Here is a 23,521-nt window from a genome sequence, read left to right as displayed (position 1 = left end):
TCCTGTTCCTTCATCAATATGTCCTCCTTTACTTTCTCATAACATATCTAGAAATTAAGTTCAATGTAAAAGTTATTAAAAACAATAAACTACCTACGGCAAACAAAGTCCTATAACCAATTGATCCATAAGGAACATCCCCCATGCTTATCTGAACGATGTAACCTGTCATAGTTTGTATGCTCTCAAGGGGATTTAAAGTTAATTTAGGTGTTGAACCTGCCGCCATGGCAACAATCATAGTTTCTCCAACTGCCCTTGATATAGCTAAAATAAACGATGCAATAATCGTCGGCAATGCAGTTGGAATTACAATATCCTTTGATACTTCGTATTTTGTCGCTCCAAGGGCATAGGCACCAAGTCTTAAAGAATCAGGAACAGCCATCATAGCATCTTCACTTAAAGAGGAAACCAAAGGAACAGTCATGATTCCTACAGCAATTCCCGCACTTAAGGCATTATAAACGCTTGTTTCAGGAAAGATGGCCCTTATTAAAGGAGTTATAGCGGTTAGTGCAAAATATCCATATACAATAGAAGGAATCCCAGCAAGTATTTCAATAGTTGGTTTTAAAACTTTTCTTACTTTTTTAGGAGCATATTCACTTAAGTAAACTGCACTTCCAAGGCCTATTGGAATAGAAATTATACTTGATATAACAACAATTAGTAATGTTCCGACAACCAAAGGCAAAACGCCAAATTTAGGAGGCTCAAAAAGGGGCGTCCATTCCCTTCCTGTTAAAAACTCAATTATAGACACCCTTTTAAAAAACAAAAAGGTTTCCTCCAAAAGAGAAAAAATAATCCCTAAGGTTGTTAATATCGATATAAATCCTAAAACTGTTAACACATTTTTTATTATTTCTTCATTTTTTTTAATTCTTTCTTTGCTCTCAAATTCTATTCTCTTCATCCTGCTCCCCCTTCTTCTAAATGGGCATAGGCACCCATTAAAGGTGCTTTAGATTACTTTATTTTGTTTAACTGTTCTGTGTATTTTGCATCCTCCAATGGAACATACCCTACCTGCTCTACTAAATCCTTAGCATTTTCAAGGTAGAACTTTACAAAAGCCTTTAGTTCAGGTCTTTCCAGAGACTTTGTATTAACGTATATAAATAATGGTCTTGAAAGTGGCTTATAGCTTCCATTTCTGATATTTTCAGTTGTTGGCTCTACACCATTTACCTTTAAAGCCTTTAGGTTATCCTTATTTTCTTCATAGTATGAATGTCCAAAGAAGCCCATAGAATACTTATCTCCTGCAATGCCTTGAACTAGAACGTTGTCATCCTCACTTGCTGTATAATCTGTTCTTATTCTCTTTTCTTCTCCATTGATTTCTGCAGTAAAGTAATCAAATGTTCCTGAGTCTGTTCCTGGACCATAAAGCTTTATCTTTTCCTTTGGCCACTCTGGTCTTACATCACTCCAGTAAACAACCTTTGAGTCCTTATCCCAAATCTTTTTTAGCTCTTCTGTCGTTATATCGTCAACCCAATTATTATCCTTATTTACAACTATTGCAATTCCGTCATAAGCAACTTCAAGTTCCATCATATCTATTCCATTTGCCTTAGCCTTTTCTGCTTCTTCGCTCTTAACCTTTCTTGACGCATCGTTTATATCTGTTTCTCCAACAACAAACTTTTTAAAACCTCCACCTGTTCCTGAAATACCAACAGTGATGTTAACATCAGGATTTTCCTTATTAAATTCCTCTGCAACCGCCTGAGTTATTGGGTATACTGTGCTGGAACCATCGATCTTAATAGTTCCCGCAAGTTTTTCTTGCTTTGCACATGCAGAAAATGACAATGCTGTCGTTGCAATTAAAAGAGCTGATATTATTTTTTTCATATTTGTTATCTCCTTTCAATTTTCTTTTTACAATTAAATTTTATAACTTTTAATTGTTAAGAACCATCAAAATTATGTTAAGTCTATGTTAATTAATATTTTACATTTTTATTTTGCTAGGAAATTTCAATTTTAATACCACTTTTATTAACTAATTTACAGCTTGATTTACATTCTATCTTTATCTTGCTTAGAATATTTGCCGCCATATGGGGAGTTTTTAACTTTTTAGCATCGCATATCAATCCTGCAATGCATAGTGAAATCAAATTAAATTTTTGAAGCTCACCCTGTCTATTTGGAGATATTACATAGCCTTTAGCAATATCCTCAAGGGTATAAAATCCCTTTATATGGGTATCAAATTTTTCTGCTATTTCTGTGCAAATTTTGTTTATAAACTCAAAATCATCCTCCTCAATAATTGCAATATAATCATCCCCGCCTATATGACCTAAAAAGTAATTATCCTTTAAATGTAGTTTAAGACAATCCGTTATTATGTTGGATGTTAATTTAATAACTCTATCCCCATTTTCAAAACCGTAAGTATCGTTATATGCCTTAAAGTTATTAATGTCAAAATACAATATTGATACCTTCTTTCCTTTTGTTATTACATCTGAAAGGGTGTTTTCTATCAAAATATTTCCCGGAAGTCCAGTGAGGGGATTTGTATGTCTTGCATAGGTAAGTTCCAGATCCATCGTGCATTCTAAAAGTCTTCTTATGCTAACAACACCGTAGTATTCTTCATTTCTCTTTACTATCACATAGTCATAAAGCTTGTCCTCTTGACGCGACATAGCAAGATGTGTTACTTCTGCAATTGGAACGTTATAATCAACAATCAATGGATTTCTATCCATAATAAGCTCAACGCTTTTGTTTAAATATAAAGCATTGCCATAGATTGAAGATAACAGCATATTTATTCTGTTTTTCATAACAAGACCTATAGGAATTTTATTTTGAACCACTACAAGGCCGTGGCATAGTGAATTATTAAACATTTCTTTAACCTTTACACATTTCATATCCTTTGTAATTGGCTCATCAAACCTTGCAATTTTCCCAATTGGAAATGTCTTTGAAGTATAAAATATGTTTTTATTCTTTTCATTAATCTGTTCCTTTATAAATTCTTTTATATCTGATGGGATATCTTGAATTGTTTCAGATGGTCTTGATATTAAATAACCTTGAACATACTCAATACCTAAATTAATTAAGGTTACTAATTCATCCTTCGTTTCAACCCCCTCAGCTATAAGTTTCATATTTGTTAACTTGCACAAATGGGCAAAATTTCTGCATACCGCCTGTTTAAAGCTATCCTTATCTATATCTCTTATAATACCCATATCAAGTTTCAAAAACTGAGGTTTAGTTTCCGTAATTAACTTTATTCCAGAATATCCAGCTCCAGTATCATCAATGGCAATTTTATAACCCTGTTTTATATAATGTTCCAAAACCTCCCTAAATGCTTTATAGTCATCTATTGCCGTTCTTTCGGTTATTTCAAAAATAATCATGTTAGAGTCTATGTTGAATTTTTTTAGATAATCCCTGGTAAAGCCATTTCTAAAATTTCTATCACGAATTATTCTTGGATCTACATTTAAAAATAAATATTTATCTATATTTAGTTTAGATGCTCTTTCAATAGCAAGGCTTCGACAAAGATATTCTAAATCCCATAAGTTGCCATACCTTTCAGCTGCATCAAATAGTAAATCTGGTCTTTCAAGGGGTGAACCTTTAGGCCCTCGTGAAAGGGCTTCATAGCCTATTATCTTAGAATTCATAACATCGATTATAGGTTGAAAAAATGTTCTTATGCTTTTATTCTTTATTATTTCTTCCAAAATAACTTTATCCTCCATACAATCACCACCTAAGGCGATTGTATCTCTGTAACGTAAAATAAAATTTTCATTTTTGTTAAATGTATGTTAATAAAGTAAAATTATCTTCATTAAAGCAACAAATATGCAACATTTTCCAGAACCCCCTCGTCTAATAATTAGATGAAAGGGGGAATCTTTTATGAAAAAATTTTTATCAAGCTTGCTTTGTTTTACATTAATTTTCAGTTTATTTTCCTATACAAAAGCAGCTTCAACAACAATAGACTTAAAAAATGCTATTTTAATTGCAAAATCCAGCTTTGAGTTTGATGACAGAGACCTTAAATTTACTTACAATTTAAACAGTAATGAAAGCAAAAGCTTTTGGAATTTATCTTGGACAGGGAAAAATAAACAGATAAATATTCAAGTTAATGCTCAAAACGGGGATATTATTTCTATGTATAGGTATGAAGGAGAGCAAACAATAACAAACAAAATCCCAAAATACTCAAAAGAAAAAGCAAAAGAAGTTGCAGAAGGATTGATAAGGAAGCTCGTTGGCGAGAAATTTAAAGAATTCGTTTATGATGAAGCTAATTCTAACTACTTATATTACAATCCTAATTACGATTTTAGATACACAAGAAGGATAAACGGAATAGACTATAAAGATAACTTTATCAGTGTATCTGTTGATAAAAACAATTTAAAGATTATGAGCTACTATTTTGAATACGATTATGAAGGTGTCCCTACAAGTCAAAATATAATAACGTTAGAAAAGGCAAAGGAAATCTTTGAAAGCAAAATGGGGCTTGAACTATCCTATAAAGTTTTTTATGATTATGAAAAAAATGAAAGAAACGTTAAACTGATTTACACTCCAAAATCTAGCGTGTATCCTATAGATGCTGTAACAGGCGAAATACTTAAAAATCCAATTTATATCTTTACAGAAAACAGCCAAAAGGATGCTGCAGGTGCTTTACCAACCTTAACACCTGAAGAAATTAAGGCAATTGAAGAAAATAAAAAATTAATATCGAAGGAAGAAGTAGAAAATATACTAGTTCAAAAGCTTGGCCTTAATAAGGAATTAAATATGGAATACATTAATTTAGGACATGATTTATACTCTGATAGATACATCTGGACAGTTTATTATTCTAAAACATCACAGGATAAATCAAACTATTATTATTTTGGTGCAACAATTGATGCTCTTACTGGAGAGATTTTATCCTTTTACAGAAACTTTCCCAATATAGAAAACTACAAGGAACCAAAATATACAAAACAAGATGCTAAAAAAATTGCAGAGGATTTTATAAATTCCCTCTCGAAGGATAAATTTATAAAATGCCAATATAGGGAAGCTTTAAATGTTGATGAGAAATATGTTTATTCTTTTGAATATAGAAGAATTGAAAATTCTATTCCGGTTGCAAACGAAGGATTTACAATAAGCATTAGCCCATATACAGGCGAAGTTTTACACTATTATCAAACTTGGAGTGATATAGTTTTCCCAAAGGTTGAAAATATAATCTCAATCGACAAAGCCCACAATATACTTTATAACAAAAATAATTTCAAATTAAACTATATGAAATACTTTGATTACGATTTTAAAATGAACAAATACTTCATTAAATTAGTATATAGCTTTACATCATATAATTTTATGATTGATGCAAAGGAAGGAATATTGCTTGACTACAGCGGGAAACCTCTAAAAGAAGTAAAAAAGATTTCCTATAGCGATATTAAAAATTCACCATATTATAATGATATAAATATATTGATTGATATCGGCATTATTGATGATGAAGGAGAAAATTTCTATCCGAATCAAATGATAAGGCAAAAGGATTTCATCAAATATATTGTAAAATCATTAGAACCAAATTATATAATTTATAGGGAGGATACAAAGGAAGAATACGACAATTATTACGAAATAGCAATTAAAAAAGGAATCATCTCATCAAAGGAAAAGAATCCAAATGCATATGTAACAAGGCAAGATGCTGCAAAGTGGATAATAAGGGCAATGGGCGTTGGATTTATTGCTGAGCTTTCAAATTTATATACTTTAAATTTTAAAGATAGCAAACTAATACCTAAAAATTATAAGGGTTATATAGCGATAGCAAACGAACTTAAAATAATTACTCCAATCAAGGGATACTTTATGCCAAGACAATCTGTAACCCGCGGTGAAGCTGCAAAAATGCTTGTAAATTATTTAAAGGTTGAAAAACAGTAGGGCTTTATGCCCTATTGTTGTTTTTTATCTAGAAATATTTTATTATATAATTAAAACAATAAAAGAGACGGTGATTGTATGGATAAAAATTATGATGATTTAATAGTAAGCTTTTTAAGAGCAAAAATTAATCCCTATTTAATTATGCTTTTTGGGTCAATAAATAAGGATTATTTCAGAAATGATAGCGATATAGATATAGCCTTTTTAAGTGATTGTAATTTATCTCAATATGATATTTTTATGCTGGCACAGGATCTTGCAGATATTTTAAAGCGGGATGTTGACCTTATCGATCTTAACAAAGCCTCAACCGTTTTTAAGGTTCAAGTAATATCAACAGGAAGAATTATTTATTCTTCAGATGAATACAGAAGGGCAAATTTCATGATACGTGCCCTTAAAGAATACGCCCTTTTAAATGAAGAAAGAAAAATAGTCCTAGATAATATATTTAAGGGAAGTGAATTTAATGGTTAATGATGTTATATTAAATAAAATTCAAACTATTGATCGATGTTTAAAACGTATTAATGAAGTTTATGAAAATAATCCTGAAAACTTAAAAGACTACACAAAACAAGATTCTATAATATTAAATCTTCAGAGAGCAAGCGAAGCCTGTATTGATATTGCTATGCATATTTGTTCTGAAGAAAGACTCGGAATACCTCAAAACAGCAGAGATGCCTTTGAACTTTTAGAGGAAAATAAAATTATAGATTTTAAACTTTTAAGAAAATTAAAAGCTATGGTAGGATTTAGAAATATAGCTGTTCATGATTATCAATCAATTAATATTGAAATTGTAAAAAGCATCATCGAAAATCATCTTCAAGATTTTATTGAATTCAAAAATGTAATATTAAAATACATTAAAAGGTGAGGACATCCTCACCTTATATTTTTGCTTCCATTATATTGGCAGATTCGTATCTTTTTAGCCCCGAATAAAATACTTTAAAGGAAATAAAAAGCCAAACTAACGCTGCCAAAATTACTAAAATAATACTTAATAAGCTAAAATTATTAAATATCCTTATTGGAAGATATATTGAAAATCCAACAGGAAGAACTGAATAAAACATAAATCTAAAAAAATTATCAAAAATACCCTCTGGATAAGTTGCAAAGGCCAAAAAGAACATATCTAAAATCCTTTTTGTGCTCTCTACATTGCCTAAATAAAAGGCTAAAGAATTAAGTAAAAGAATTAATGAAAAATAAATTATAGAACCCGTTACGGTAAATAGTGTAAATAAAAATGCACCTTTTAAATCAAATCTTCCGGCCAAAATGAGTAAAATATATCCATAAATTAAATCACCCCAAGATGAAACCTCCATTTTAGATGCGCAAGTATTTAAAACTATATCTGCAGGTTGTAAAATATAACTATCCAATCTTCCTGATATAATAAAGTCTGAAAGTTCCCTTACATTTCCAAACAAAATATAGGTAAGTCCAAAACTTGATGATGCTAACCCCCATAGTATCAATACATCATCAAAGGAATATCCGCCAATGATATTTACATTTCTAAATATTATCCACCAAAATATCAGAAAAGAACCATTGTTTAGAATCATACCAAAAATTTGCGTTAAAAAACTTATTTTATATTCTGAGCTGCACTTCAAGTTAAATTTTACATAAGAAAACAGCATTTTAAAATGTCTTCTAACCTCCATTAACATTCAGCATCTTTACCCCCCTTCTATAAATTGTAAGCATCAGAAAGAGGAACATAAGTATATATATAACTTGTCCGAGAAAAGTAAACAAAAAATCATTCCAATTAAACTTAACTGCAGTTTTAGAAATATGATATACAACAAAAGACCAAGGCATATAAAAATTAACTTTAAACATCCATTTTGGAAGTAAGCTAATAGGATACAAAAGCCCTCCAAATATAAATACGATTTTTCCGTAAATCCAGGCATATGGCATATTTTCCTCCACCCAAAGGGCAGATAAGGAAATAGTAATATGGATTATATGATTTAATATCACTCCACATAACATTATAATCATAGAAAAAAACAGATAATAAAATTTATAACCCTTAATAGGACCAACCAAAGCTATTCCAACAGCAAAGGAAATAAAGCAGCTTATATAAAAATCTAAAAGATTTCTTCCCAATGTGTCAAACAAAATATATAAGGTGTAATTATAGGGTTTATTTATTTTATATGCTATATCCCCACTTTTAATATCCTGTGCAACGTTTCTATGAATTCTATTATAATTCAACGTAAAGCTTTCTCCCACTATCAAATACCACATCATCTCTTGAAATGTAAAACCCGTCTTAATGTTTTGAGCATAAAGCTTTTTCCACAAGAAAAAGAAAATTATAACTATAATTACAGTAAAAACATTTCCAATTATGAAGTCTTTAAAATAAGTCACATTGTTTTTTATACTTATTTTAAAAATCTTCAAATACTTTTTCATTAAACCTCACCCCTTATGCTGTAAATTTCAGCTATAATATCCTCAAGGGGCCTTGATGAAATAGAAATGTCTTCTACCTTCCCAAGTTTAAAAAGCTTTAGCAGAATATCGTCAATATCCCTATCTTCCATGTCAACCTCTAACTTTACGGCATTATTTGTCTTAGATAAGATCTTTACATCTTCTAAATTAAAATCAATATCCTCTGCATATCTTAATGAAATAATCTTTTTATTATCATAGTTGTATTTTAAACGCTTCATATTATCATCCATAATAATTTGTCCAAGATTTATTATAATCATCCTTTTACAAAGCTTTTCTATATCACCAATATCATGGCTTGTTAAAAATATGGTAGTATTTTCCTCTTGGTTAATCCTTTTGATTAAACTTCTTAAATTTTTCTTTGCTACAACATCAAGTCCTATTGTAGGTTCATCTAAGAAAATAACCTTAGGCTTGTGAAGAATTGATGCTGCGATTTCGCATTTTATCCTTTGTCCTAGAGACATCTTTCTAACTGGAATGTCTAAAAGGTCCTTTATCTCTAAAATTTCACAAAGATAGTCAACCCTCTTTTTTAGCTCCTTATCCTCCATTCCATATATGCTTCCTAAAAGTTCAAAAGTATCTTTAGGCGGAAGGTGAAACCAAAGTTGCGATTTTTGACCAAATACGGTTCCAATTTTATAGGTTAGTTTTTTTCTATCTCTTTGGGGGTCCAATCCTAAAACCCTTGCATAACCACTAGTTGGGTTAAGTATTCCTGTTAACATCTTTATTGTTGTAGATTTCCCAGCTCCGTTTGGGCCTATAAAGGCGAGTATTTCGCCCTCCTCCACTTCAAAGCTAATTCCTCTTACTGCCTCAATCTTTAAATATTCCCTTTTTAAAAAACCCTTTCTTTTTGCTGCTATAAAGTCCTTTCTTAAATCCTTGACAGTTATTACACCCATAAAATCCCTCCAATTAACTACAATTCAATTATCATGTAATCATCGTAAAACTCAAATCCTAAGGATTCATATGCTTTTACTGCTGGAGTATTATTCTTTCTAACCATCAGTGTTGGAATTTTCCCTCTTTCGATAATTATTTTGCAAAGCTCAGAAACTACTGCCTTGCAGTATCCCTTTCCTCTTTCTTTAGGCGTTGTATAAACCCCGCCAATTTGTGAAATTTCATCAGTTGTAGTTTGAATACATGCCGTCGCAACCATCTTACCATCTTTAATAGCAAATAGATAATCCTCCTCAACAGGCCTTTGGACTAAAGTTTTTTTAGCTTCTTCTACCGATGCATCATCCCTTCCAAAGCCTATTTGGCTTGCCTCCACTAAGAATTCAGCAGCTAAATCCAAATCAAGTTCATAATAATTCTTTATCTCTATATCCTTGCATTGAAATTCTATAAGATTTTTATTAATATAATAAGCATCATCACTAATATTTCCAATAGATTTAACATCCTTCAAGTTATTATACAAAGGCTCAATAACTCTTCTCATGCCAAGTAGATATTTAAATTCCCTATCCTTCATAAGCTCTACAAAATAAGGAATAGCTCCTTCGCTCTCGTAATGGGGAATACAACTTCCTAAATTATAAAAGGGTAATATGCCCTTTAATTCACCCTTTTCAAAATATCCATAGTAATCCCCACATCTTCTTAATTCCTTGTTATTCTCAATTCCAAAATACTTAATGTTGCCAATCAAAAATGTAGTTTCAATATGATTTCTTTTTAAATATTCCTCCACTATTTTTCTATCGATTTCAAACAACTTCCTAATCATAACACCCCTCCTAAAAAGTTAATAAAAAATCCCCACGAAGCCACCTTAAAGTGACTCCGTGGGAATCCCACGTGTAGGAGATAAACTCTCCCTGCGCAGCTCGGATAGCCCTTATTCGCACTCACTTGTTAATATTATATTATACATCTATTGCCAAATATGTCAACAAAAAATAAAATCCCTGCATGGCAGGGATTAATTTAATGATGATAATCTTGATTTAATATCTTCTATCTCCTTTTGAAGTTTTGCAATTCTATTATCTAATTCTTTAAATTTCCCTTGATATCTTACCATAAGGCTCTTGCTAAGACCTGTTTTAGGGTCCTTTTCTTCTTGGTTTAAAGAATTAATTTCCTTTTCAAGGGAGTTAACTTCCTTCATCCCATTTAGATATTCTATTTCCATATTCTTTTCCATTTCTGCTATCTTAAGTTCTTTTTCTAAAACTTCCAATCTCATAGCAGCAATCTCTGCTTGTTTATCCATTCTATTCTTTTCCATTGTTTTTTTCTTTTCAGCTATCTTTGCTAAAAGCTCCTTTTGTTTTTCATACATAGCCTTTTTAGTATCATCAGTTGTTTCAGAAATCTTTTTATCTATTTCTGCAAGTTTTGCATTTAATTTTGTTTCAATTTCCTTTACGATTTCAGCATATTTTGCATCCTTATTTATTATAAATTCCTTTAGCTTTGCTATTTTATCGTTTATTTCTTTTACCTTCTTTTGATAGTTTTCCTCTACCTTTTTAATCTTTTCATCGATGCTAATACCTTCACTTTTTTTCTTTTCTTCAACCTTTGCTGCTTCCTTTTTAACTTTTCTATGAAATCTTCCTTTTCCTTAAGTGCCTTTTGTAATTGCTTATTCAAAACATCGAGCTTTTGTTCAAGTTGTTTAACTATTTTTGAATTCTGTAAACCTACCTTTTTAGCATTGTTTTCCTTGGCAAAAGATATGCTAAAAGATGTCAACACAAAAGCAGCAGCTAATGCAAGAGAAATTAATCTTTTCACTGCCAATCTCCCCCTTTTTGTTTTTATTTTTATTATATCACAGATTTTAATTTGATTAAATATTTTAGTTAAATTTTAACCGCATTTTGAATAGCCACAGTTAGGACAGATTACACATCCACCTTCATGGGTGATTGGGTTGCCGCATTCTGGACAAAGTATTTTATTTTCTTTTGTTTCGATTAAATTTTTTATTTCCATATCAGCACTAATGCTTTCTTTAATTTTTTCTAATTCCTTTAAATTAACTAGCTTTTCTATGGTTTTTGCAATAGCATCTGGACAGGATAAAACCTTTATATCTTTATTCGTCGCCATTTGTCTTAATGTAGAATGACATCTTATACCCTTTAGCTGCTCTATTATTTCCTTAACATCCATCCCACTTCTTAAAGCAATGGATACAAGCCTTGCAGTTGCTTCGGATTGTGAAGGGCAGCCCCCTGCTTTACCAAGATTAGTAAACACTTCGCATATTCCATTTTCATCGTAATTAACTGTAATGTAGAGATTTCCACATCCAATTCTAACCTTTTCTGTTATGCCCATAGTAACCTCGGGTCTTACCCTCGGTTTTGTGCTGCTATCATCACTTTTCTCCTTCAAACCAACATTAATAACCTGTCCTTCTCTGCTTCCATCCCTATATATTGTAACACCCTTACATCCTAATTTATATGCAAGAAGATAAACAGTTTTGACATCCTCTATCGTGGCATCCTTTTTAAAGTTTACCGTCTTTGATACTGCATTATCAGTCCATTTTTGAAAGGCCGCCTGCATTCTAATATGATAAACAGGGCTTATGTCATGGGCTGTTACAAAAATTCTCTTAATATCTAGCGGAATCTCTTCAATCTCTTGAATGGTTCCATGTTCTGCGATTTTGTCCATAAGCTCCTTTGAATAAAGGCCTCTTTCCCTCATCACTTTTTCAAATAAATAATGAACTTCAACTAATTTTTCATTATCAAGAACATTTCTCCAAAAGGCTACAGCAAATAACGGCTCTATTCCTGACGAAACTCCGGCGATTATGCTTATAGTTCCTGTTGGAGCAATTGTTGTTGTAGTTGCATTTCTTAAAGGCGGTCCTTCTTTATATATACTATTATAAAATTCTGGGAAGGGACCCCTTTCCCTTGCAAGATATTCACTCGCTTCCTTTGACTTTTCATTAATAAACTTCATAAGATTATCTGCAAGGTCAACTGCCTCCTCTGAATTATAGGGGATTCCAAGAAGGATTAACATATCTGCAAAACCCATAACTCCAAGACCTATTTTTCTTGTTTTCTTAGTCATCCTCTCAATTTCAGGAAGGGGATAAACATTAACATCTATCACATTGTCAAGAAAGTGCACTGCATCAAAAATGGTCTTTTCTAAAAGCTCATAATCGATTTCATATTTTTCTCCTACCTTTTTGACCATTTTAGCAAGATTTATAGAGCCTAAATTGCAGCTCTCATAAGGAAGCAGAGGCTGCTCACCACATGGATTAGTGCTTTCAATCTCACCAAGGTTGGGCGTTGGGTTCTTTTCATTCATCCTATCCAAAAATATTATTCCGGGTTCTCCATTTGTCCAGGCCATTTTGACGATAAGGTCAAACACTTCCTTTGCATTTAATTTTCCTTTTACTGTCTTAGTATTAGGATCTATAAGCTCGTAGTCTTCTCCTTTAATTGCTGCCTCCATAAATTTTTCTGTAAGGGCAACGCTTATATTAAAATTGTTTATTTCCTTATTATCCTCTTTGCATTTTATAAACTCCATAATATCAGGATGGTCAACCCTTAATATAGCCATGTTAGCTCCCCTGCGGGTTCCCCCTTGTTTTACCGCCTCTGTTGCTGCATTGAATACCTTCATAAAGCTTACAGGCCCTGATGCTACACCACCTGTTGTCTTTACAGTTGAGCCCTTAGGCCTTAGCCTTGAAAAACTAAAACCCGTTCCTCCACCTGACTTATGTATAAGTGCTGCATTTTTTATTGAATCGAATATTCCCTCCATAGAGTCCTCAACAGGCAAAACAAAACACGCCGAGAGCTGTCCTAAAGGACGACCTGCATTCATTAATGTAGGAGAGTTAGGGATAAATCTTAAGCTTGTCATGAGGTTATAAAACTTTTCCTCAGTTTCTTCTACACTTGCATTTTCATCGTAAAGCTTATCTGCTTTAGCTATAGTCCTCGCAACCCTTCTAAACATTTCATCAACCGTTTCAATTACACTGCCATTTTCATCCTTTGCGAGATACCTTTTTTCTAAAACCTTAATGGCATTCTGGGTAAGTTCCATATTATCACCTCAATATATTGTATGTATTAGTGCATAAAATATACTACATATTGTATTTTACCATTTTATTCTTCCAATGCAAATCTCAAAATCATCCTTTAAGCTTAAAAATTACCCAAATAATTTATTATTTTAATTTTTATAAAGAATTTCTAAAGAAAATATTTTTTCGTAATTTATTTGTTAGAATCACAGATAGTATATTGAAAAAATAAATATAACAAATTAAAATATCTGATAGAAAACACAAGAAAGGACGTATAAGATGAAGCTATCGGTTGAATTTTATAGTAGAGATACAATAACCGTTGCAAAGGATCTTTTAGGGAAGCTCCTTGTAAGGAACATTGATGGAAATAAATTAATTGGAAAAATTGTTGAAGTTGAGGCATACCTAGGTCCTATAGACAAGGCATGTCATTCTTATAATTTTAAAAGAACACAAAGAAACGAAGTAATGTATGGCCCTGCTGGTATAGCCTATGTTTATTTTATCTATGGAATGTATTATTGTCTTAACTTTGTTACCGAAAGGGAAGGCATGCCCTGTGCTGTATTAATAAGAGCATTAGAACCTATAGAAGGCCTTGATACAATGGCTTTAAATAGATTCGGTAAAACTTACAGTGAGCTGATAAAATCTCAAAGAAAAAATTTAACAAACGGGCCTGGAAAACTATGTAGAGCCTTTAATATAGATAAATCATTAAACGGACATAGCCTGCTTAGCGATGAAATTTATGTTTTGGATAACCCAGAAGACTTTGAAATTGTTGCAGATAAAAGAATAGGCATAGATTATGCACAAGAGGCAAAAGATTATGAATGGAGATTTTTTATAAAGGGCAATCCATATATATCAAAGGGAAAGACAAAATAACTATAAAGCCCCAAAAATTCGGGGCTTAAAAAATTTTAGATGTATTCCATCTTCCTTTCCTTAAAGTAGACTACTTTTAAATTGCTCTTTTCTACTAAATCTAACGCCATATTAAAGTTGTTTCCAATGTCCGATGTATTATGTGCATCCGAACCTATTGTAACATATTTCCCACCTAATTCATTAAATCTTTTTAGGATTGTAAGGATATTTTCAGCTGCTTTTTTATCATTAATTCTTCTTGTGTTTACTTCTATAGCCTTTTCCCTATTACTTAAAATCTTTAAAACCTCATCTATATAATCTGAATATATATCATAGTATATTTCCGTATCCTCAAAGGGTGCATATCTTGCAATATAGTCGATATGTCCTAAACTGTCAAAAAAATCGCTTTCTTTAACGCATTCATACATAAACTTAAAATATTCTTCATATGCTTGATTTTTATCCTTTTCTGCATAAAAATAATCCTGATATATATCGATTCCATTGACAACATGGATAGACCCTATAACATAATCAAAGGGATTTTCAAGGGCTATGATTTTGTTTTCATCTATGCAATCGGTTCTAAGACCTAATTCTATGCCGAGTAATACTTTGTCATTTTTTAAATAACCATATTCTTTAAAATATCTTTTAACATCAAACTGAAAATTCCCTTCAACTGGGTATTTAAGGTCCATATGTTCTGTGATTATCAAGCCAATACCGATATCCTTTGCCTTTTTTATTGCATCTTTAAGTTTCATCGATGAATCCGTTGAAAATTCCGTATGAACATGGCAGTCAAACATACTAATACCTCCAATTTTAAACCTAAAAAAATTATATCACAAACTAAAGCTGCCTCAAAATAGTTTTTGAGGCAGCTCCAAATTGTAGGCAAACCCTCTTTGGTGTTGAAATTTTGTAAGAGACCCGTGAATGGATTTCAAGAAGGCATCTCTCATGAGCTCTAGCAATTCTTGCTTTTCGACTTTTCAAAAGTCCGTAATTCTGCTCATGGACGTGCAGAGCCGAGTGGCCGACACGGATGTCGGCTCACGAGGGTAGGACTTTTGAAAACAAAGAAAAGCTTAGAATTGCTTAGCAAAATGAGCGAATGCCTGGGAAATCCTTCACGGGGCTTATCAAAAAATAACTGTTTCAACAGTCTAAAGCTGCCTCAAAATAGTTTTTGAGGCAGCTCCAAGTTATCTCCAAATAATCCACGTTAATATATAACCTGTTATAACAGCAGTTAAAGTAAATGGCACGCTCAATTTCATAAAGTCCGCTGCTTTAACTTCATATCCTTCCCTTTTTAATATTCCAAGACCTGTTATGTTGGCAGAGGCACCTATAGGAGTTATGTTTCCTCCCAAAGTTGCACCAATCAAAAGGCCAAAGAAAAGTAGATACGCCTCAACACCCATGCCCTTTGCAATATTTGATACAACTGGAAGCATCGTTGCTGTATAAGGGATATTATCAATAAAGGCAGAAACTATAACTGAAAACCAAACCAAAATAGTATAAATCAAAAACAAATTACCCTTTCCTATTCTCAAAAAAACTTACTTATATCATTTATAACCCCCGCCTCACTTAATCCACCTATTACAACGAATAAACCTATAAGCAGCAGTATTGTTTCATAATCAATCTGAAGCAATGTTATATTAAGAGCATGGTTATTTTTATTTATAACAAGTTCCTTAAAAAGTCCTATCGCAAGAAGCGTTATACAAATCAATCCATTTGTTATATTAGGTTTGTTTGGTATAAAGGATGCAATTATAAGTAAAAGCACCATCGAAACTAAAAGATAAGTTGGAAAATAATCCTCAACATCCTGTTTTTCTTCAAGATGGATTGGCTGATTGTATTGTCTAAAGAATAGCAGAAGAATAATCAGTGTCGCTGCTGCCCCTAATTCTACTATCCAAAATATTCCCGGCCTTCCCTTAAAGAAGAAAAAGTCTATAAAATCCATCTTGGCATATCCACCTAATAAAAGAGAAGTTGTGTCTCCAACTAAAGTTGCTGCACCTTGAAGGTTTGATGAAATTGCAATTGCAATTATCATATAAACCGGCGATATATTTAGCTTTTTGGCGACCCCCATAGCAACCGGTGCAATAATAAGGACAGTTGCAACATTATCTATAAATGCAGAAACAATTCCAGCAAAGGCTGTAAGGGATACTATTGCCCATTTTATATTGGGCACCCTGTCGATTATAACATCAGCCATTAGGGCCGGCATCTTCGACTCAATAAATAAATTAACAATCCCCATAGTTCCGCCTATCATTAAAATTATGTTCCAGTCTATATAGGTTAGTGCTTTATTAAGAGGCACTATGCCTATTATCATAAAAAGAACTGCTGAAAGCAAAGATAAATATGTTCTATACCTTGGAAAGGACAAAAGTAGAACATACGTTGTAATAAAGATTATTAAAGCGATTAATTTCATTTTTTGCCTCCTATTCTTTAGTCTTTAGTTCTTCCTTTAACTTCTTTGCAATTGGAATATCTGCTGGTGCAAGATCATAGTCTAATAATTCTTCAATTGATACCCATCGTGCATCATCATGAACAGAAAGTTCATAATCATAGCTTAAAGATTTAACTAAAAAAGATACTAATTTAATTCTACCATTTTCATAATCATGAACAACTTCCTCAAAGGGTTTTATAATTTCAATATTCATCTTTAACTCTTCGTAAATCTCTCTTTTTAAGCACTCCTCATAGGTTTCATTTTCTTCTAATTTTCCTCCGGGAAACTCCCACTTCCCTTTAATATTTCCATCCTTTCTTCTTGCAATAAATACTCTATCATCATCAATTATAATAGCTGCTGTAACCACCTTCATAATTTTATCCCCTTTTGTTAGAAAAAGATTTCCCTGAGCTCAACTTTTAAGTCCGTAAAAATTTGAGAATTTGCCACATCGTTTATAGAATAAGTTAAAGGCATATCATAAAATCCTTCTTCGTTTATTGTAAATATTTCTATTGTTTTACTCTTAGGATTAACTATCCAATATTCTTTTACGCCGAATCTCATGTAAAGGTTCATTTTAAATATATAATCCTTAGATGCCGTAGATGGTGATAAAACTTCAATTATAAGCTCTGGAACACCTTTGAAACCTGAACTTGTAATATTTTCTTTATTGCAAATAACTGTTAAATCAGGTTGAACAACATTTTTTTCTCTTTCCCTTTCCAATATAACATCAAAGGGAGAAATAATAGGAATGCAATTCTTTTCTTTAAAAAACTCCATTAATTTTATATACAATTTTCCTATTATATTTTGATGTTCAAATGTCGGCGAAGCTTGCAAAAACACTCTTCCATCTATGTATTCTGCTCTTTCTGTTTCAGCAATTGTAAGATATTCTTCAAAACTTATATATAAATCCCTTTGAATGTCCATAAATTCACATCCTATCGTTTAAATAAGGACTTTAATACTTGCTTTCCGCTTTCAAAACCAAGACTTAAGAAACTGGAATTTTTATTGAATATATCCTCAAGGGCATTAACCAATCTGTCAAGTTCCTCATAAGATATCGTAAGTGGCGGCTCAAGCCTTATTACATTTGGATTATTTAAAGTATAAGCAGTTATAATCCTATGTTCATTCATTAACTTACCCGCAACTAAAGACGCAAAATACTCTTTAGAAACCTCTGAAAGTTTACCTGCCGTTATAGTATTTAAAATCCCCTTTGGCTCTTCAAATTCGATTCCTATCATAAGGCCTTTTCCTCTTACTTCCTTTATTACAGGATATTTTTCCTTTAGGTCGTTTAATCTTTTTAATAAATATTCTCCCTTTTCCCCTGCTTTCTTTGGGAGGTCATTCTCGATGATGTATTTCATTGTAGCAACTCCAGCTGCACAGGCTATTGTATTTCCTCCAAAGGTTGATGTATGTAAAAATGCCTTATCGATACTTCCATAGGCCTTTTTCCAAATTTCTTCTTTTGTAATATACCCACCGATTGGCATTATTCCTCCACCTATGGATTTTGCAAAGCACATTATATCGGGAACTACGCCTTCTTCTTCACAGGCAAACACAAAACCTGTTCTTCCAAAACCTGTTTGTATTTCATCAACTATTAAATATACTCCATATTTATCACATAGCTCTCTAACTTTTTTAAGGTATCCTTTAGGTGGAACTATTATTCCTCCTTCTCCTTGGATGGGTTCTAGTATAAAGGCTGCAACATCTCCCATCTTTAAAGCATCCTCAAGGGCCTTTTCATCACCAAATGGAATTGGATATGTTTCAGGTAAAAGGGGTTTAAAGGGCCTTTGATATTTTTCCCTTCCTGTTACCGAAAGGGCACCAAAGCTTTTCCCATGAAAGGAATTTAAGCAGTAAACAATCTTACTTTTTCCGCTTGCTATTTTGGCAAGTTTTAGAGCCCCTTCAACAGCCTCAGCACCGCTGTTTGCAAAAAATGTCCTTTTCAAATCCCCTGGAGTTATGATAGCAAGGTTTCTTGCCAAAACCCCAGCAAGATTATAGATGGATGCTTGTAAAATATTTGGAAGCCCTATTACCTTTTGTATCTCTTTTAGTATCTCAGAATTATTATGCCCAACATTCAAAGCGCCATAACCACCTAAAAAATCTATATACTCATTTCCATCCTCGTCATAAACCTTTGTTCCTTCAGCCTTAACAAAATGTTTATCAAAATCCAAAAGCGATAAAAGCTGAACCGCACTTGAATTTATGTATTCCCTATAATTTTCCCTAACATCGCTTCTTTTTAAAACTAAAGCATCGTCTATCGTCAAAAATTCTTTATATTTTTCTTTAATTTCCATCCTTTATCCTCCTCTTAAACCATATTGTAAGTAGATCCCTAATGTTAAATTTGTAGTTTACCCTATCCTGCCTACTTACTACAAAGGTAAGCTCCTGCAAATTGAAAAGTCCGTCATGGCTTGTTCCAGGATAGTGTAAAGACATGTCTCCAATTTGGGTGATTATGCTTACCCCCATAAGTGTAACCTTTTCAATAAACTCCTCATCCTTACCATTATATCCCATAGTCTGCAGATATCCAATAAGATTTTGATCTATATAGCTTATAATTTCATCTTTGCTAAAATAAGGGCATACATATATAAACCTTGAAAAGCATCTATCCACATCATATTTTGTTGGGAAAACTTTGCTTTCAACAACAGTATAATCAGCATTATTTGAGGAATATATCTCTCCTGTCTTAGAAAGTCCATGTTTTAAAAGAACATATTGCCTATCCTGAATTGTTTTAACGGTATCCCACGGATTTGAGTAAGATTTTGGATATTCCTTAGAAAGCTTTTCAAGGGAATTAGCAAGATACTTGCAAAACTTTTGTGCATCTAAATCCTTGCTTATAAATATAATTCTTGGGGATAAGCATGCCCTTTGTTCCCAAAGTATAATGTCTCTTGCTGCATATTCTGAAATCTCATCATAATCGTCAATCTCATCGATAACCTGAAAGCTAACCTTGGGGCCATGTTCTATAAAATGAACATTATATTTAGCACAAAGATTTGCCATAAAGTTTCTTGAGTTTTCTCCTCCCCAGTGGATTACCGCATTAACATTTTTAACTATACCTTCATAAATGTCCGATCTTGAACTATCAAAATAAATTATAGATAACCTATCTTTAATAGATTCGTCTATTTCTACTAAACTATTGTAAAAGGCATAAGCAAAATAAGGCTCATAAGCTGAAACTTTTACAATATTGCAGTTTTTTGATAAAAGCCCCATAGAAACGCTGACTGGAATTACAACAAAGGCATTGCCTGATACGTTATGAAAAACCACTCCCCTTGGTTGTCTGTGGACTTTTCCATAGTATGTATCTATCCACCTATCTAACACTTCTTCATCTTCTAATTCTTCCTTTAAAAGCCTCTTTACATTTTCCTTTAAAAGCATTTGCATTGTAATTTCTATTTCTTTATATATAAGTTCCTCCGATTGATTAATTATTTTTGAAAGCACCTTAACATGTTCCTTAGAATATTCTCTGTCAAGCCATTTTCTAGCACATTTATCCAATATCTCTATTGTTTTTTCAGTCTCGATATCATGGACTTTTATTTTATTATTTTTCAATCTTTCTATTTCATTTAATATTAAATTTTCATCTGAGAATCCAATTTCTAAATCAAAGCCATTGATATTCCTTCTAACATAGCCGTTTGAAACTGTCATAGGTATTTTCATTAATTGTCACCCCCTAAAGTGGCACCACATCCCTTAGCTTCGGTTCCTTTTACTCTTCCTATAATCTTTATAGTCATCCCTTCAGTATTACAAATAGGACATCTATTATAATCAACTATCTCTCCTATATCATCCACTAATATAGAAGCACCTGCAAAGCCTTCAGTTCCATAGGCATTAAGAACCTGAATAAGACCCCTATCCCCTGACCTTTTAAGTGGCTTTAGTGTTTTAAAATCCCTTATAATAACCTTAGCCCATTTTGGAACATGGAAAATATAATCCCTATATTCCTTTGAATAATGTCCTGTCATTGTAAAACTATTTTCAGTAAAGGAATATGTATCAGTAAAGTTTTCCTCAGGTATTCCAAGAAATTTTGAAACATCTTCAACAAATCGCCATCTTTCAATCATAGTTCCAATATTGATATTTCCCTTTCGTCCATCCCATCCACCACCACCTGTGTGAACAATTGCCTTTTCCCCAAGCTCTACTGGTTTAATTTTTTCTTTAAGGCTTAATACTGTTTTGTAAAAAAGCGGTGTAGAGCCACCAAGGGCAGCATAATGGTCCTTTTTGTCATGTTCCATTATATATCTTATAAAAGAATCGACATCAACAGAAAACCCGTTTTGTGATGGCTTTAAAAGAAATATAGTATCATCTCTATAAGTAAATATATCAAGTATATTTCCAAGATATGACTCTAAAGCTTTCCCTAAAAATTCTCCTCTACCAAAAGCTTTCATATCCTCAGCTAAAGGGAAAAAGGTGCATTCATAATCATGCCTTTTTCTAAATACTTTATCGTCCTCTTCAACAAAATTTCTTAAAACCTGTATATCATTTTCAGTTCTTCCTACAATACTTGGATCTCCGCTGGTGCTGCTTGATACTGTCCATTTTAATATTCCATCTAAGTTTTTTCTTAAAAGCTTTGTAAAAAGCCCGTTAGATCTTTTAAAAACAGTTGTGACTAAAAAAGGAACATAATCAATATCATCTTCATATTTTAAATCTGTATATGGATTAAAGCCCTGTTGCTGGCATACTAATCTATATGCTTCACATTCTTCATATTGCCCAATCAAATTATTTTTAAAATCCTCAAAAAATCCCATATTATCCTCCCTTCTGTGCACAATTTGTGCATATTTATTATACCAATATTTAGTATATTATGCAATAAAATAGCATTATGTCCATAAGTTAATTTTGCAAATAAAAAAAGTGCAAGTACAAACCCTTGCGCAATACGATCTATATTCCTGTTATTATTGTTTCATTCCCGATTATTTCTTTTATAAAGTAATAATCACCGTATTTTTTGGTTCTTATAATAACTTTAACATCTTTGTATGGACCAGATGATGTTTTTAAATGGAAAGCCACTTCATATTCATCTTCTTTTAATTTCTTTATTTCATAACCATCAACCCATGGACTAGAAACTCCAGTTACCCAATTAACCCTTTCATAACTCGGTTTTTTGATATTTTTAAACTAGGAGATAATACTGCATACTGCAAGGCACCGTTTCTAAACTTTACTCCATATGCCCATTTTTCAACCGCCTCATCAGCACTTTTGGGATAAATGTATAGATATAATAAATTTAGTTGTGCATTTAAAGAATTTATTTTTTCGGTTTTAATGTGTACTTTATTAGTGTTTTTATCAAATGAATAACTCAAACCTAAATATTTATAAACCTTGGGAAGGGAAACAAATGGTTCTCCGTTTATTAGTTTAACGGGAATATTAACATATTTGCCTTCTACAAAAAGTCTAATATTGTTTGATGCATAAACAATGCTAAATAATGTGAATATCATTATAAGTGTAAACCAAATTTTCCTTTTCACATATCACACCTCCTTCCATACATCTTTTTATTCTATTAAACTAATCTCTTTATATGTTCCCACCAAATTAGACGATAAATACAATTAATTCGTGGCAAAAAATAAAAGACAGGCATAGCCTGTCATTTATTCAAAAAGTAAAATGGCTCCATGGAGAGGACTCGAACCTCCAACCCTCCGGTTAACAGCCGGATGCTCCACCATTGAGCTACCATGGAACACTATAATTGTATTAAATTTAATGGTGGGCTCAAGTGGAATCGAACCACCGACCTTACGCTTATCAGGCGTACGCTCTAACCGTCTGAGCTATGAGCCCACATGTGGTGGAGATGAGGAGATTCGAACTCCTGACCCCCTGCTTGCAAGGCAGGTGCTCTCCCAACTGAGCTACACCCCCACATTAAATGGCTCCACGGAGAGGACTCGAACCTCCAACCCTCCGGTTAACAGCCGGATGCTCCACCATTGAGCTACCGTGGAATATTTTTTACCCGGCAGTCACCTACTCTCCCAGGCCGTCTCCAGCCTAGTACCATCGGCGTAGGTAGGCTTAACCTTCGTGTTCGGAATGGGAACGGGTGTTTCCCTACCTCCATCACCACCGGATCTTCACTGCACAATAAGATCAAGCCCTCGACCTATTAGTACCAGTCAGCTAAACGCCTTACGACGCTTACACCTCTGGCCTATCTACCTGGTAGTCTTCCAGGGGTCTTACCGCTTCCGCGTGGGAAATCTCATCTTGGGGTGGGCTTCGCGCTTAGATGCCTTCAGCGCTTATCCCGTCCGAACTTGGCTACCCAGCTGTGCCATTGGCATGACAACTGGTGCACCAGAGGTTCGTCCATCCCGGTCCTCTCGTACTAAGGACAGCTCCCCTCAAATTTCCCACGCCCGCGACGGATAGGGACCGAACTGTCTCACGACGTTCTG

24 protein-coding genes, 4 tRNA genes and 2 rRNA genes are annotated in these 23,521 nt (G+C 32.9%); 4 read left to right on the top strand and 26 right to left on the bottom strand.

Annotated features, from left to right (window positions below; all coding sequences use genetic code 11):
- Positions 1-28: 28 nt before the first annotated feature.
- The 3 genes from pstC to CAAU_RS03805 form a co-directional block, all read right to left on the bottom strand.
- On the bottom strand, positions 29-919 hold the full coding sequence (gene pstC / locus CAAU_RS03815) for a phosphate ABC transporter permease subunit PstC (protein WP_008908111.1): 891 nt from the start codon (positions 917-919) through the stop codon (positions 29-31).
- A 53-nt stretch (positions 920-972) separates the two neighbouring features.
- Positions 973-1,866, bottom strand: coding sequence for a PstS family phosphate ABC transporter substrate-binding protein (locus CAAU_RS03810; protein ID WP_008908110.1), 894 nt, complete (start codon positions 1,864-1,866; stop codon positions 973-975).
- A gap of 116 nt (positions 1,867-1,982) precedes the next feature.
- On the bottom strand, positions 1,983-3,755 hold the full coding sequence (locus CAAU_RS03805; protein WP_008908109.1) for a GGDEF domain-containing protein: 1,773 nt from the start codon (positions 3,753-3,755) through the stop codon (positions 1,983-1,985).
- A 163-nt stretch (positions 3,756-3,918) separates the two neighbouring features.
- On the opposite strand from CAAU_RS03805, the gene CAAU_RS03800 reads away from it, so the two are divergent.
- The 3 genes from CAAU_RS03800 to hepT all read left to right on the top strand — a co-directional run bounded on the left by CAAU_RS03800 (position 3,919) and on the right by hepT (position 6,877).
- On the top strand, positions 3,919-5,991 hold the full coding sequence (locus CAAU_RS03800; RefSeq protein WP_008908108.1) for a YcdB/YcdC domain-containing protein: 2,073 nt from the start codon (positions 3,919-3,921) through the stop codon (positions 5,989-5,991).
- Between the two features lie 78 nt (positions 5,992-6,069).
- Positions 6,070-6,471 carry a type VII toxin-antitoxin system MntA family adenylyltransferase antitoxin gene (gene mntA / locus CAAU_RS03795; RefSeq protein ID WP_008908107.1) on the top strand — a complete coding sequence of 134 codons (402 nt, stop codon included), beginning with the start codon at positions 6,070-6,072 and terminating at the stop codon, positions 6,469-6,471.
- On the top strand, positions 6,464-6,877 hold the full coding sequence (gene hepT / locus CAAU_RS03790; RefSeq protein ID WP_008908106.1) for a type VII toxin-antitoxin system HepT family RNase toxin: 414 nt from the start codon (positions 6,464-6,466) through the stop codon (positions 6,875-6,877). Before mntA ends, hepT begins: the two co-directional genes overlap by 8 nt.
- A gap of 13 nt (positions 6,878-6,890) precedes the next feature.
- On the opposite strand, the gene CAAU_RS03785 is transcribed toward hepT, so the two are convergent.
- From CAAU_RS03785 to CAAU_RS03755, 7 genes are all read right to left on the bottom strand, one after another.
- A complete protein-coding gene (locus CAAU_RS03785; protein WP_008908105.1) occupies positions 6,891-7,688 on the bottom strand; it encodes an ABC transporter permease in 798 nt (265 codons plus the stop codon).
- The gene (locus tag CAAU_RS03780; protein ID WP_008908104.1) at positions 7,672-8,454 is read right to left on the bottom strand and encodes a multidrug ABC transporter permease; all 783 of its coding nucleotides are present in this window, start codon (positions 8,452-8,454) and stop codon (positions 7,672-7,674) included. The genes CAAU_RS03785 and CAAU_RS03780 overlap by 17 nt, the downstream gene beginning before the upstream one ends.
- Complete coding sequence (locus CAAU_RS03775; RefSeq protein ID WP_008908103.1) at positions 8,454-9,413, bottom strand: ABC transporter ATP-binding protein; 960 nt, start codon at positions 9,411-9,413, stop codon at positions 8,454-8,456. Before CAAU_RS03775 ends, CAAU_RS03780 begins: the two co-directional genes overlap by 1 nt.
- 17 nt (positions 9,414-9,430) lie before the next feature.
- The gene (locus tag CAAU_RS03770; RefSeq protein WP_008908102.1) at positions 9,431-10,252 is read right to left on the bottom strand and encodes a GNAT family N-acetyltransferase; all 822 of its coding nucleotides are present in this window, start codon (positions 10,250-10,252) and stop codon (positions 9,431-9,433) included.
- A gap of 195 nt (positions 10,253-10,447) precedes the next feature.
- Positions 10,448-10,810, bottom strand: coding sequence for a hypothetical protein (locus CAAU_RS03765; RefSeq protein ID WP_008908101.1), 363 nt, complete (start codon positions 10,808-10,810; stop codon positions 10,448-10,450).
- A gap of 182 nt (positions 10,811-10,992) precedes the next feature.
- The gene (locus CAAU_RS03760; RefSeq protein WP_008908100.1) at positions 10,993-11,268 is read right to left on the bottom strand and encodes a hypothetical protein; all 276 of its coding nucleotides are present in this window, start codon (positions 11,266-11,268) and stop codon (positions 10,993-10,995) included.
- Positions 11,269-11,343: 75 nt separating this feature from the next.
- Positions 11,344-13,575: a vitamin B12-dependent ribonucleotide reductase gene (locus tag CAAU_RS03755; RefSeq protein WP_008908099.1), complete on the bottom strand. Its 2,232-nt coding sequence runs from the start codon at positions 13,573-13,575 to the stop codon at positions 11,344-11,346.
- Positions 13,576-13,840: 265 nt separating this feature from the next.
- Here CAAU_RS03755 and CAAU_RS03750 point away from each other — a divergent pair, with 265 nt between their 5' ends.
- Complete coding sequence (locus CAAU_RS03750) at positions 13,841-14,455, top strand: DNA-3-methyladenine glycosylase (RefSeq protein WP_008908098.1); 615 nt, start codon at positions 13,841-13,843, stop codon at positions 14,453-14,455.
- Between the two features lie 35 nt (positions 14,456-14,490).
- Here CAAU_RS03750 and CAAU_RS03745 read toward each other — a convergent pair whose 3' ends face one another.
- From CAAU_RS03745 to CAAU_RS03680, 16 genes are all read right to left on the bottom strand, one after another.
- Entirely contained in the window at positions 14,491-15,255 is a 765-nt protein-coding gene (locus CAAU_RS03745; protein ID WP_008908097.1) for a histidinol phosphate phosphatase, read from the bottom strand.
- Positions 15,256-15,654: 399 nt separating this feature from the next.
- Positions 15,655-15,990: an SLC13 family permease gene (locus CAAU_RS15490; protein ID WP_341350033.1), complete on the bottom strand. Its 336-nt coding sequence runs from the start codon at positions 15,988-15,990 to the stop codon at positions 15,655-15,657.
- 17 nt (positions 15,991-16,007) lie between these two features.
- Positions 16,008-16,922, bottom strand: a complete 915-nt coding sequence (locus CAAU_RS03740; protein WP_008908095.1) for an ArsB/NhaD family transporter — start codon at positions 16,920-16,922, stop codon at positions 16,008-16,010.
- Positions 16,923-16,932: 10 nt separating this feature from the next.
- Positions 16,933-17,325 carry a (deoxy)nucleoside triphosphate pyrophosphohydrolase gene (locus CAAU_RS03735; protein WP_008908094.1) on the bottom strand — a complete coding sequence of 131 codons (393 nt, stop codon included), beginning with the start codon at positions 17,323-17,325 and terminating at the stop codon, positions 16,933-16,935.
- 17 nt (positions 17,326-17,342) lie between these two features.
- Positions 17,343-17,894, bottom strand: coding sequence for a Uma2 family endonuclease (locus CAAU_RS03730; protein ID WP_008908093.1), 552 nt, complete (start codon positions 17,892-17,894; stop codon positions 17,343-17,345).
- Between the two features lie 11 nt (positions 17,895-17,905).
- On the bottom strand, positions 17,906-19,306 hold the full coding sequence (locus CAAU_RS03725; RefSeq protein ID WP_008908092.1) for an aspartate aminotransferase family protein: 1,401 nt from the start codon (positions 19,304-19,306) through the stop codon (positions 17,906-17,908).
- Entirely contained in the window at positions 19,296-20,717 is a 1,422-nt protein-coding gene (locus CAAU_RS03720) for an acyl-CoA reductase (RefSeq protein WP_008908091.1), read from the bottom strand. Before CAAU_RS03720 ends, CAAU_RS03725 begins: the two co-directional genes overlap by 11 nt.
- Positions 20,717-21,841, bottom strand: a complete 1,125-nt coding sequence (locus CAAU_RS03715; protein WP_008908090.1) for a LuxE/PaaK family acyltransferase — start codon at positions 21,839-21,841, stop codon at positions 20,717-20,719. The genes CAAU_RS03720 and CAAU_RS03715 overlap by 1 nt, the downstream gene beginning before the upstream one ends.
- Before the next feature lie 139 nt (positions 21,842-21,980).
- Complete coding sequence (locus CAAU_RS15355) at positions 21,981-22,112, bottom strand: hypothetical protein (protein WP_008908089.1); 132 nt, start codon at positions 22,110-22,112, stop codon at positions 21,981-21,983.
- Between the two features lie 65 nt (positions 22,113-22,177).
- Positions 22,178-22,585 (bottom strand): hypothetical protein, encoded by a 408-nt coding sequence (locus CAAU_RS03710; RefSeq protein WP_008908088.1) that lies wholly within the window; start codon positions 22,583-22,585, stop codon positions 22,178-22,180.
- 143 nt (positions 22,586-22,728) lie between these two features.
- Positions 22,729-22,803 (bottom strand) — tRNA-Asn (locus tag CAAU_RS03705).
- 24 nt (positions 22,804-22,827) lie between these two features.
- Positions 22,828-22,904 (bottom strand) — tRNA-Ile (locus CAAU_RS03700).
- Between the two features lie 5 nt (positions 22,905-22,909).
- Positions 22,910-22,985 (bottom strand) — tRNA-Ala (locus CAAU_RS03695).
- 8 nt (positions 22,986-22,993) lie between these two features.
- A tRNA-Asn gene (locus CAAU_RS03690) sits at positions 22,994-23,068 on the bottom strand.
- Positions 23,069-23,077: 9 nt separating this feature from the next.
- Positions 23,078-23,194 (bottom strand): 5S ribosomal RNA (gene rrf, locus CAAU_RS03685).
- Positions 23,195-23,209: 15 nt separating this feature from the next.
- Positions 23,210-23,521: ribosomal RNA gene (locus CAAU_RS03680) — 23S ribosomal RNA — on the bottom strand; the annotation flags it as partial.

Source organism: Caloramator australicus RC3, from assembly GCF_000297115.1.
GTDB classification, from domain to species: Bacteria; Bacillota; Clostridia; order Clostridiales; family Caloramatoraceae; genus Caloramator; species Caloramator australicus.
The sequence above is the reverse complement of the archived record's forward strand: the minus strand, read 5'-3'. Positions and strand labels throughout refer to the sequence as shown.